Source organism: Xanthomonas sp. WHRI 1810A (assembly GCF_040202885.1).
In the GTDB taxonomy this organism is placed as follows: domain Bacteria; phylum Pseudomonadota; class Gammaproteobacteria; order Pseudomonadales; family Pseudomonadaceae; genus Aquipseudomonas.
In genome coordinates this window covers 45,479-56,685 of sequence record NZ_JBEGED010000023.1, presented here as the reverse complement: position 1 = coordinate 56,685, position 11,207 = coordinate 45,479, and the positions used below count along the sequence as shown (strand labels likewise).

Below are 11,207 nucleotides of genomic sequence, written 5' to 3'. Positions count from 1 at the left end.
TCAACAAGCCTGACCCACCGCACACTCTGGTTTACTGCCGGTGCCCGGCAGATCGCAGGCAAGCCAGCTCCCACGGCCTTCGGCCAGAATCAACAGTCAAAATCGCCGCAAGATCGCTCTACGGCCTGCGGCCAGAATCAAAAGCCAAACTCGCCGCCCTATCGCTTCTGCCCGGAGGGCGTGGGAGTCCGGCTTGCCGACGATGGGCTGGGCACCAGCCCCAAAACAGGCGCCTCAACAGGCCTGACCCACGGCACGCTCTGGTTTACTGCCGGTGCCCGGCAGATCGCAGGCAAGCCAGCTCCCACGGCCTGCGGCCAGAATCAAAGGCCAAACTCGCCGCAAGATCGCTCCACGGCCTGCGGCCAGAATCAAGGGCCAAACTCGCCGCAAGATCGCTCTACGGCCTGCGGCCAGAATCAACAGCCAAACTCGCCGCCATATCGCCCCACGGCCTTCGGCCAGAATCAAAAGCAAAGTGTGCTTCGCTTCCCCACGCAAGCCTAAAGTCAGCGGCGGCTTTTATGACAGGAACTCAAACCCGTGGCGGCTGCGCGCGGCTGCTGCCCACCCAGTCCAGCAGCAGGCTGTAGGCCACCGCCAGCAATGTCGGGCCGATGAACAGGCCGATGAAGCCGAACGCCAGCAAGCCGCCGAATACGCCCAGCAGCACGATCACCAGCGGCAGGTTGCCGCCGCGGCTGATCAGGTACGGTTTGAGCACGTTGTCGACGCCACTGACGATGAACGTGCCCCACAGCCCCAGAAAGATCGCCATGCCGTAGTCGCCTTTCCAGGCCAGCCACGCCGTGGCCGGAATCCAGATCAGCGGCGGGCCCATGGGCACCAGGCTGAGCAGGAAGGTGCCGATGCCCAGCACCAACGCCCCCGGCACCCCGGCGATCAGGAAGCCGATCAATGCCAGCAGCGCCTGGGCCGCGGCAGTACCGATCACCCCGTTGACCACCCGTTGCACGGTGCCGGCCACCAGATCGACGTAGTATTGCGCGCGATCGCCGATCAGCCGTTCCAGCAGGCTGAGCACGAAGGCCGCCAGTCGCGGGCCGTCGCGGTAGAAAAAGAACACGAACACGATACTCAGCGTCAGCTCGAGAATCCCGCCGCCGATCTGCGCACTGCGCGCCAGCAGGAAATTACCCACCTGGCCCAGGTACGGCCGCACGCTGGCCAGCATGGCCGCGCCCTGCTGATCGATGGTGCTCCAGAAGCTCACCAGCCGTTCACCCACGATTGGCACACTCGCCAGCCACGTGGGTGGATCCGGCAGGCCGTCGACCTGAACGTCCTTGATGAACCCGGTGGCATCGCGCACGTGGTCTGCCAGGTTGAAACCCAGCCACACCAGTGGCGCCAGCACCAGCACCGCCCAACCAAGGGTCAGCAGCGCCGCCGCCAACGATTCCCGGCCCTTGAGCCAGCGCGTCAACAGGCGCATCAGCGGCCAACTGGCAAACGCCAGCACCGCCCCCCAGAACAGCGCCGACCAGAACGGCGCCATCACCCACAGGCAGGCACCGAGCAACGCCAGGAGCAGAATCTGCACCAACAGGCGATCGTTATTGAGCATGGTGTATCCCACCGATAAAGCATTGAGCCACAGAGGATAACGGCGAACACCGGCATTGCCAGCCTTCGCCCGTCAGCGATTTGAACGCGTGCCCCGGTCAAGGGCTCAGGGGATGAGTTCGATGACCAGACCATCCGCGTCACGGTTGCCCGCTTCCAGCCGCGCCGCACGCACGCCTTTACTCACCAGCCCCTGGCGCCAGGCCTCGGCGTTTTTGCCGGACACCGTTGCCCGCAGGCCGCTGTCCAGGTTCAAGCCTCGGGACAGCAAGGTGATCCAGGGTTCGGCGGGCGCACCGGCCAGCATCGGCAGGTCCAGCTCGCCGGTGCTCTTGAGCTGGCGTAACAGGGTCGCGGACGTCGGCAGCAATTCACCCAGCGGCGCGCTGGCCTGAAATTGATCGACATGCAGGTAGGCGCGACGATTGCCCCGGGTGATGCCGTACAACGCCACCAGTGTGTTGTCGTTCGGCGCTGCCAGGCGCAACAGCAGGTACGCCTGCTGATCGTCGGACCCATACAGCTTGGCGTTGCCGAACACCTCGTTGGCCCACAGGCTGCTTTCGCCGCAGTCCCGGGACTGGCACCAGAACAACAGCTGCGCGTCCTGCTTTTGCAGGGCCTGACGCGCGGCGGTGAAGGCTTCATCGGAGGTGTGTTCGGCGGGAATCTGGTAGGTGATGGCGGTGACGTTCCCCCGGGCGCTGACCTGGCCGTCGAAGCGCAACTGGCCGCTGATCTTGCGAATGGAGCCCATGGGGTAGATACGTTCGAGCTCAGCGCTGGGGCGATAGTCGACGATTTCAGTGTCTGGCAGCCGGGGCACAGCGGCCAGGTCCTGACTGCCCGGCACATCGTCGGCGTGACTGAATGCACTGAGGGCGCAGATGCACACCGTCAAACCGAGGGCGCGGGTAATACGCATGGGTGCTTTCATCGGCTCGCTGTCGGAAGGGGGAAGTGGCGAAAAAAGCGCGTAGCGGAGCGGTTTGAACGGCCAGGGGCGGCGTGGTGGGGGTCCGTCATGGGGAGTCTCCTGTCTCAACCCGCTCAGCCTCGGCAGTTGCCGGTCGCAAGTCAAGGCACAGCGAAGAACCGATTGAAACAGTCTGCAACAGCGCATGCCCCCGCCTCGTCGTTGAGGTGCAGGTGATGCCCGCCCGCCAGGTGTTTGACCTCGAACGGCAGGCTCGCCAGCAGTGCGTTGTTTTTCGCCAGCATGCCGTCCTCGGCGACGATCAACTGGGCCGGACAGGCGATGGCCTGGACAAAATCAAGGGCCTGGGCCTCGGTGAAGCGGATCGGCGACGCCTGGGTCAGGCGGCTGTCGCTGCGCCAAGTGTAACCGCCCGGCACCGGCATCAGACCGCGTTGCGCCAGCAGTTGCGCCGCCTCGCGACTGACCGCCACCACGCCTTTCATTCGCGCTTCGACGGCGCGGTCGATGTCGGCGTAGACCGGTTTGCGTTTGGCCGATTGACGCAATTGCGCCTGCAACGCGGTGCCCATGCGTTCGGCAGCGCTACCGGCCTCACCCAGCGGCGGTATCAGGCCGTCGATCAGCGCCAGTCGTTCGACCCGATGGGGCAAGGCGCCGGCGATGACCACCGAGACGATGGCGCCCAGCGAATGCCCCAGCAGGGAAAATGTCTCCCAGCCAAACTGCTCGGCCACCTGCAACACGTCATGGGCGTAATCCGGCAGGCTGTAACCGGCGCCGGTCGGCCGATGATCGGAATGACCGTGACCGGCCATGTCCAGGGCGACGATGCGCAGCCCCTCAAGCTTTGGCGCCAGCCGGGCGAAGCTGTTGGCGTTGTCCAGCCAGCCGTGCAGCGCGATCACCGGCCGGCCGTCCGCAGGGCCGAACAGATGGGCCGCCAGTTCGATGTGCGGCAGGCTCAGCCGGACTTCTTCAACGTTGCAGGTCATGCCTCTGCACGCGCGGGCGGTTGCAGGTCATTGGCCGACGCGCGACGCAAGGTCCAGCGGGCAAACAGGGTTTTGAGCATGTGCGCGGTGTCCTCGGGATGTTCCAGCGGGAACATGTGCCCGCCCGGCACTGAAAGGTACTCCCCTTCGCGCATGCTTTTCACGGAATAGGCGTGATGGCGCCTGATCACCTGGCTGTGTTCGCCGCGGACCACCGCCAAAGGCACCCGCAACTGCCGCGCCAGGCCGGGACTGGTGTGGGGCACGCTGCGGTAAATGCTGATCTCGGTGGCGGGGTCGAAACGCAATCGCAACGTGTCGCCGTCCGCCAGCAGGCCGTGCAGCAGGTAGGCCTCGAAACACTCGGGATCGAAGCGCCGGAACAGGGTCTTGCCGGAGAAATAGTGCCGCGCGGCGTCGAGGTCGGAAAACACTTCACGCCGCCCCAACGTACGGCCTGCCGGGGTGATGCGATCGATAAAGCCGAAGCGCTTGGCCGCGCGGATCATCCATTGATCGAACCGCGTCAGCACCGGCGAATCCAGCATCACCACGCCCCGGTACAGCTCCGGGCAACGCAGCGCGGCGTGGTAGTGCAGCACGCCGCCCAGGGAGTGCCCGACGCCCCAGACCGGTTGCGGTTGTTCGCGCAGGTGGTGGATCAGCTCGTCCACCAGGGTCGACCAATTGTCGGTCACCGGGAAGCGTGGATCATGGGCGTGCTGCTCCAGGTGCGTGACCTGAAACTCGGGACCCAGCGCGGCAAACAATTTGCCGTACGTGGCGGACGGAAAACCGTTGGCGTGAGCGAAAAAGACAGGTTGAGTCATGCCAGCGCCTCCCGGACAGCCAGATATGGCGGCCATTGTGGGCAGCGGCCAGGGGCACGGCAACGACCGGAAGCGCCATCGACAGTGACACTCCGGTCATGGGGTGAAACAAATGGGCTTATTGCTTCGGCGGCTGCTCGCCATGGGGCACCACCGCCACGGTCAGGCGCGAGATGCAGCTGGCTTTGCCGTCATCGCTGGTCAGGCGGATGTCCCAGACGTGGGTGGTGCGGCCCAGGTGCACCGGACGGGCCACGGCGGTCACCCGGCCACTGCGCAAACCGCGCAGGTGGTTGGCGTTGACCTCGATGCCAACGCAGAAGAACTTACTCGGGTCGATGACCAGGTAACTGGCGGAAGACCCCACGGTTTCGGCCAGCACCACCGATGCGCCGCCGTGCAACAGACCATAGGGCTGATGCGTGCGCTGATCGACCACCATGCTTGCGGTGAGGGATTCGTCGTCGACGGCCTCGAAGCGGATGTCCAGCAGCTCGCCGATGGTGTTTTTCTGCTTTGCGTTCAGCGCGTCGATATCAGGTGGGCTGTGCCAAATCGTCATGTTCATTCCTTTGTTGTTTTGACCGGCTGGGAGAAACCTTGAATGATCGTGCCCACGCGGAGCCTGGGAACGATCAACAGAATCTGTAGGAGCCAACTTGTTGGCGAAGCTCCTGACCGGGCGTGTCGGCAAGGCCGCCTCGCGAACACGTTCGCTCCTACAGATTTTCAGAACTATGCGGGATGCTTCACGCCCACTATCTCCATGGACCCCGCCAGCGGAAAATCCCCTTCCAGCTGCGCAAGGCTGGCGGTGTGCATCGGCTGCGCCTGCTGGACGTTGCCGTGCACGGCGAGGCCGATCAGGGTGCCTACCAGCGGTTGGTGGCTGACCAGCAGCACCTCATCGCCGGCATACGCGTCAAGCTGGCTGAGCACCTTGCGCGGATCGCTGTCCGGCGTCAGCCATGGCACGGTGACGATGGACTCGCTAAACCCCAGGGCCTGACGCACAAGTTCAGCGGTCTGCTGTGCACGCACGTACGGGCTGGCGATGATGCAGCGCAGCGGCTTGCCCATCAGATGCGCCGCACTGGTCAGCACCTCTTCGCGCCCGTGGGCGGTCAACGGGCGCTCGGCGTCGGTGCGGGCCTGCTGCTCGGCCTCACCGTGGCGCAGAATCCATAGCTTCACAGCTTCGGCTCCTCTTCATGTACTGGAGGGGTTGTTTCATGTACTGGAGGGGTTGCGGTCGGCACCGGCTGAGTCGCGGCCGGCCCGTTGCGCGGCTCGGTATGCGGCGCTTCACCTTCAGGCGGGCGTGGCGTCGGCCAATCGGCAAACGGCCAGGGCTTCTGATCGGTATGGAAGGTGCCGAAGCGGCCGATCTGCGCCAGGAACTGGCTCAAGCTGTCGCCGAACTGCATCATGCTCAGGCTCGGCGCGCCGTAGAACAGGCGGTAGGCAAGCTGCACCAGCACCACCACGGCCAGCACCAGTTCGGCCACCTGCCATACCACGACAAACACCACCATCCACAGAATGCGCAGCAGCATCGATTCGTTTTGCTTGAATCTGGATTCGTTCAAGAGGCTCTCCTGCCGGGTTATTTCAATTGAAACCGCTGGTCGAAATGAAGTCGACATCGGTTTTGGGTTCGGCGCGCATCAACAGTTCAATCACCTGTTCGAGGGTACGACCTTCAAACAGGATGGCATGCAGACCCGCGACCAGTGGCATGTAGACCTGCAGCTCCTGGGCCTTGACCTTCAACACCTTCAGCGTGTTGACGCCTTCGGCGACTTCGCCCAGACGGGTCACGGCTTCGTCCAGGCTCAGCCCCTGGCCCAGCGCGAAGCCCACCTGATAATTGCGGCTCTTGGGTGAGGAACAGGTGACGATCAGATCGCCGACGCCCGCCAGCCCCAGAAAGGTCATCGGGTTGGCGCCCTGGCTGACGGCGAAGCGGGTCATTTCCGCCAGCGCCCGGGTGATCAGCATGCTCTTGGTGTTTTCGCCCATGCCCAGCGCTACCGCCATGCCGGAAATGATCGCGTAAACGTTTTTCAGCGCACCGCCGAGTTCGACCCCGAAGCGGTCGGCACTGGCGTAGACCCGGAACGTACGCCCGTGCAGCGCGGCCTGGACCTGCTGGCAAAGGTCTTCGTCTTCACTGGCGACCACGGTGGCGGTCAGCGCGTGTTCGGCGATTTCCCGGGCCAGGTTGGGCCCGGAGAGCACGCCGATCCGGGCTTGCGGGGCGATGTCTTCGAGGATTTCGCTCATCAGTTTGAAGGTGTCGGCCTCGATGCCCTTGGTCAGGCTGACCAGCATTTTGCCGGTCAGCCGTTCGACATGGGGCGTGAGCACTGAACGCAAGGCGCTGGACGGCAGCGCGACGAACACCAGCGCGCTGCCTTCGAGGGTGGCTTTGAGGTCGGTGACCGGTTCCACGCCGTCGAGCACCTTGATGCCCTTGAGGTAGCGCGGGTTTTCACGGTTGACGCGGATCGCCTCGGCCTGCCCGGGGTCGCGCATCCACTGCACGACCCGGTGGCCGTTTTCGGCCAGCAGGTTGGCCACGGCCGTACCGAAGCTGCCGCCGCCGAGCACTGCGATAGGTTGCTGTGGGGTCATTTCACAATCCAGTCAGGGCCAACACATCTGGCGATGGACGCATTATACGGTGCGACGCCGATGCGACCAGCGGCAAACGCAACACCGCTCAAAGGCCGCGCAGCGCCCGCCGCCGACGAAACCCCGTCGGCTCGGTTAAGATGCCGGGCCGCAGGGAAAATTCCAGCGCGCCGCCCATGAGCTATCGTTACGCCGCCGCCCGACGAGACCGACTTGATGCCACCCATTTGTGCTTATCGCTGGCCCGCACGGGTCGCGTTCAGCGCCTTGTTCCCCGTGACGTGGCCAACCCCTGCAGACGTGCAGCCATGACCCTGCGCCGCGCCTGGAACATCAGCACCCGCACACAAGTCCTCAGCCTGGGACCGGCACTGTTGCTGACCCTGTTGCTGATCAGTTTCTTCACCGTGGTACGGATTCAGGACCTGCGTCAGGAACTGACCCACACCGGGCAACTCATCGCCAACCAGCTGGCACCGGCCTGCGAATACGGTGTGATCGTGGGCAACACCGACGTGCTGGAAAGCCTGATGCGGGCCACGATGCAAACGCCCCACGTCAGGTTTCTGGAGTTGCGGGACAGCAGCGGCAAAAGGGTGGTGCATCTGGAGCAGCCGGCCGACAAGCACACCCCGCCTCGGCAGATCGAAGTCTTCCAGGCGCCCATCCGCTTGCAGCGCCCCCCGTTCAGCGGCCTGACCGTGCCCGGCGCCGCGTCCCCCGGCGCGCATGCCAATCAGTACCTGGGCCAGGTGCTGGTGGGGATGTCCAGCGACGCCTTCAATCAGCGCGAACAGGAAATCCTGCTCAAGGCCGGCATCCTCGCCCTCTTCGCCTTGCTCTTCACCTACATCCTGGCCCGCCGTCTGGCCCTTAGCCTGTCCCAGCCCATCAGCGCCATGAGCCAGGCGGTCAAGGCGATCCAGCGGGGCGACTATTCCAAGCCGCTGCCGGTGGCCGATGACGCCGAACTGGGCGACCTGGCCCGGCACATCAACAACCTGGCGTTCGGCCTGGAAAAAGCCAGTCGCGAGCAGAAACAGGCCATGGACGAGCTGATCCGGACCCGCGAGGAAGCCGAGCGGGCCAACAGCGCCAAATCGGAATTCCTGGCCATGATGAGCCATGAACTGCGCACCCCGATGAATGGCGTGCTGGGCATGCTGCAGTTGATGGAAACCACCACCCTGACCGAAGAACAGGCCGAGTATTCGGCGCTGGCCACCGAGTCCACCGAGCACCTGTTGCGGGTGATCAACGACATCCTCGATTTCTCGCGCTTTGAACGCGATGCGCTGGAGCTGGAAAACATCGCGTTCTGCCTGGGCGGCTTGATTACCACGTCGGTGCAAGCCTTCGCCCCGGACGCGCAGCAGCGTGGGCTGGCGCTGGAGCTGAACCTGCAGCCGGGCATCGATCAGCTTCAAGTCAACGGCGATCCAACCCGGATTCGCCAGGTGCTGGTGAACCTGATCGGCAACGCGCTGAAGTTCACTCAGTTCGGCAGCGTGCGCATTCACACGAGTTGGACGCAACCGGACCCCGAGCACATCCACTTCACCTGTGCCGTAGAGGACAGCGGTATCGGCATTTCGCCGCAGCTGCTGGAATCGATGTTTGACCCGTTTCAGCAGGCCGACAATTCGATTTCCCGGCGCTACGGCGGTACCGGCCTGGGCTTGCCCATCGCCCGCAACCTGGCCGAGCGCATGGGCGGCACATTGACCGCCCAGAGCAACGAAGGCCTGGGCTCGGTGTTCACCCTGCAGATCCCGTTGCCACTATTGCCCCCGGAAAAACCGGCGAGCGAACACGCGACCGTGGGCGATCAATCCGGCCAGCGCCAGGGCCACGTGCTGCTGGTGGAGGACAACCCGGTCAACCGCACCGTGGTGGAAGCCATGCTGCGCAGCCTGGGGCTGGAGGTGCGCGTCGCCGGCGATGGCGCCCGGGCAGTGAGCATGGTGAGCAAGGAACCGTTCGCCCTGGTGTTGATGGATTGCCGACTGCCGGTCATGGACGGCTACGAGGCAACGCGGCGCATCCGGGCGCTGCCGGGGCTCGAGTCGCTGCCGATCATCGCGCTGACCGCCAATGCTCGCCTGGGTGACCGCGAGCTGTGCCTGCAAACCGGAATGAACGATTACCTGGCCAAGCCGTTCAAACGTACTGATTTGCAGCAGGTTTTACAGCGCTGGTTGACCATTAAGGCATCTGCGACTGGCGATAAATGATAAATTGCGGCAGTCTTGTACGCCGATTCGCTCCACGGAAAAGTGTGGACGGAAAATTTCAGTGCACAGGTGTACATTCATTTCGCCTGTGCTGTGACTTTCACTACAACGACACAGTCTATGAGTAGGCTGCCGGCAGGGACCAGAGCGCGTAAATGCGACCCGCTGGTGGATTGCACCCTGCCGCACAGGATTATCGAGGAGCTCGCATGACCAAACAAAACGCCTTTACCCGGGAAGATCTGCTGCGCTGCAGTCGCGGCGAGCTGTTCGGCCCAGGTAATGCGCAACTGCCCGCCCCCAACATGCTGATGGTGGATCGCATCACTCACATCAGCGAAGAAGGCGGCAAGTTCGGCAAAGGTGAATTGGTCGCCGAACTGGATATCACTCCCGACCTGTGGTTCTTCGCCTGTCACTTTGAAGGTGATCCGGTCATGCCAGGCTGCCTGGGCCTGGATGCCATGTGGCAACTGGTAGGCTTCTTCCTCGGCTGGCAGGGTCTGCCGGGCCGCGGTCGCGCACTGGGTTCGGGCGAAGTCAAATTCTTCGGCCAGGTCCTCCCGACTGCAAAGAAAGTCACCTATAACATTCATATCAAGCGCGTCCTGCGCGGCAAGTTGAACCTGGCCATCGCCGATGGTTCGGTCAGCGTCGATGGCCGCGAGATCTACACTGCCGAAGGCCTCCGGGTCGGCGTGTTCACTTCCACTGAAAATTTCTAAGGGTATTCGCATGCGCCGCGTCGTTATCACTGGTCTGGGCATTGTTTCCTGCTTGGGCAATGACAAAGACACCGTTTCCGCCAGCTTGCGTGAAAGCCGCCCTGGCATCCGGTTCAACCCGGAATATGCCGAAATGGGCCTGCGCAGTCAGGTGTCCGGCTCCATCGACCTCAATCTGGAAGAACTGATCGATCGCAAGATCTATCGCTTCGTCGGTCACGCGGCGGCCTACGCCTATCTGGCGATGAAAGACGCCGTCGCCGACTCCGGTCTGACCGAGGAGCAGGTGTCCAACCCGCGTACCGGCCTGATCGCAGGTTCCGGTGGCGCCTCGACGCTCAACCAGATGGAAGCGCTGGATATCCTGCGCGAAAAAGGCGTCAAGCGCGTCGGTCCGTACCGCGTGACCCGCACTATGAGCAGCACCGTGTCAGCCTGCCTGGCAACGCCGTTCAAGATCAAAGGCCTGAACTACTCCATCGCTTCTGCCTGCGCCACCAGTGCTCACTGCATCGGTACCGCCATGGAACAGATCCAGATGGGCAAGCAGGACATCGTGTTCGCCGGCGGCGGTGAAGAAGAGCACTGGAGCCAGTCCTTCCTGTTCGACGCCATGGGCGCACTGTCCAGCAAACGCAACGACTCCCCGCAGACCGCCTCCCGCGCCTACGACGCCGACCGTGACGGTTTCGTCATCGCCGGCGGTGGTGGCATGGTGGTGGTCGAGGAGCTGGAGCACGCACTGGCCCGCGGCGCGAAAATCTACGCCGAACTGGTCGGCTACGGCGCGACCTCCGACGGCTACGACATGGTCGCCCCGAGTGGCGAAGGCGCCATCCGCTGCATGCAGCAGGCACTGTCCACCGTTGAAGGCCCTATCGACTACCTCAACACCCACGGCACTTCCACCCCGGTGGGCGATGCCAAGGAAATGGAAGGCGTGCGCGAAGTGTTCGGCGGCAATGCCCCGGCCATCAGCTCCACCAAGAGCCTGTCCGGTCACTCCCTGGGCGCCGCCGGCGTTCACGAGGCGATCTACTGCATGTTGATGATGGAAGGCAACTTCATGGCCGGTTCGGCCAACATCGACGAGCTGGACCCGGCCGTTGCTGACATGCCGATCCTGACCAAGACCCGCGAAAATGCCGAGATCAACCAGGTCATGAGCAACAGCTTCGGCTTCGGCGGCACCAACGCCACGCTGGTGATGAAGCGCTGGACCGGTAAGTAACAGTCGCAGTCGCAACACCTGAAAAAGGCGC

12 protein-coding genes are annotated in these 11,207 nt (G+C 63.7%); 4 read left to right on the top strand and 8 right to left on the bottom strand.

Annotated elements, in window-relative coordinates; all coding sequences use genetic code 11:
• On the top strand, positions 1-507 hold a 507-nt coding region (locus ABQX22_RS24270; RefSeq protein WP_349802425.1), incomplete at its 5' end, for a hypothetical protein.
• A gap of 28 nt (positions 508-535) precedes the next feature.
• Here the strand turns inward: ABQX22_RS24270 and ABQX22_RS24265 are convergent.
• From ABQX22_RS24265 to ABQX22_RS24230, 8 genes are all read right to left on the bottom strand, one after another.
• Positions 536-1,588: an AI-2E family transporter gene (locus ABQX22_RS24265; protein WP_349802424.1), complete on the bottom strand. Its 1,053-nt coding sequence runs from the start codon at positions 1,586-1,588 to the stop codon at positions 536-538.
• 105 nt (positions 1,589-1,693) lie between these two features.
• Positions 1,694-2,512, bottom strand: a complete 819-nt coding sequence (locus ABQX22_RS24260) for a DUF4892 domain-containing protein (protein WP_349802423.1) — start codon at positions 2,510-2,512, stop codon at positions 1,694-1,696.
• Positions 2,513-2,664: 152 nt separating this feature from the next.
• Complete coding sequence (locus ABQX22_RS24255) at positions 2,665-3,519, bottom strand: alpha/beta hydrolase (RefSeq protein WP_349802422.1); 855 nt, start codon at positions 3,517-3,519, stop codon at positions 2,665-2,667.
• Positions 3,516-4,349 (bottom strand): alpha/beta fold hydrolase, encoded by an 834-nt coding sequence (locus tag ABQX22_RS24250; protein WP_349802421.1) that lies wholly within the window; start codon positions 4,347-4,349, stop codon positions 3,516-3,518. The genes ABQX22_RS24255 and ABQX22_RS24250 overlap by 4 nt, the downstream gene beginning before the upstream one ends.
• A gap of 118 nt (positions 4,350-4,467) precedes the next feature.
• Positions 4,468-4,911, bottom strand: a complete 444-nt coding sequence (locus ABQX22_RS24245; RefSeq protein WP_349802420.1) for a hotdog fold thioesterase — start codon at positions 4,909-4,911, stop codon at positions 4,468-4,470.
• A 173-nt stretch (positions 4,912-5,084) separates the two neighbouring features.
• A complete protein-coding gene (gene sixA, locus ABQX22_RS24240; RefSeq protein ID WP_349802419.1) occupies positions 5,085-5,543 on the bottom strand; it encodes a phosphohistidine phosphatase SixA in 459 nt (152 codons plus the stop codon).
• Positions 5,540-5,938: a DUF4389 domain-containing protein gene (locus tag ABQX22_RS24235; protein ID WP_349802418.1), complete on the bottom strand. Its 399-nt coding sequence runs from the start codon at positions 5,936-5,938 to the stop codon at positions 5,540-5,542. The genes sixA and ABQX22_RS24235 overlap by 4 nt, the downstream gene beginning before the upstream one ends.
• A 22-nt stretch (positions 5,939-5,960) precedes the next feature.
• Complete coding sequence (locus ABQX22_RS24230) at positions 5,961-6,986, bottom strand: NAD(P)H-dependent glycerol-3-phosphate dehydrogenase (protein ID WP_349802417.1); 1,026 nt, start codon at positions 6,984-6,986, stop codon at positions 5,961-5,963.
• 308 nt (positions 6,987-7,294) lie between these two features.
• Between ABQX22_RS24230 and ABQX22_RS24225 the strand changes: the two genes are divergently transcribed.
• From ABQX22_RS24225 to fabB, 3 genes are all read left to right on the top strand, one after another.
• Positions 7,295-9,220 carry an ATP-binding protein gene (locus tag ABQX22_RS24225; protein ID WP_349802416.1) on the top strand — a complete coding sequence of 642 codons (1,926 nt, stop codon included), beginning with the start codon at positions 7,295-7,297 and terminating at the stop codon, positions 9,218-9,220.
• Between the two features lie 209 nt (positions 9,221-9,429).
• Positions 9,430-9,945, top strand: coding sequence for a 3-hydroxyacyl-[acyl-carrier-protein] dehydratase FabA (gene fabA, locus ABQX22_RS24220; protein ID WP_268800733.1), 516 nt, complete (start codon positions 9,430-9,432; stop codon positions 9,943-9,945).
• A 10-nt stretch (positions 9,946-9,955) separates the two neighbouring features.
• Positions 9,956-11,176: a beta-ketoacyl-ACP synthase I gene (gene fabB / locus ABQX22_RS24215; RefSeq protein ID WP_349802415.1), complete on the top strand. Its 1,221-nt coding sequence runs from the start codon at positions 9,956-9,958 to the stop codon at positions 11,174-11,176.
• Positions 11,177-11,207 lie beyond the last annotated feature (31 nt).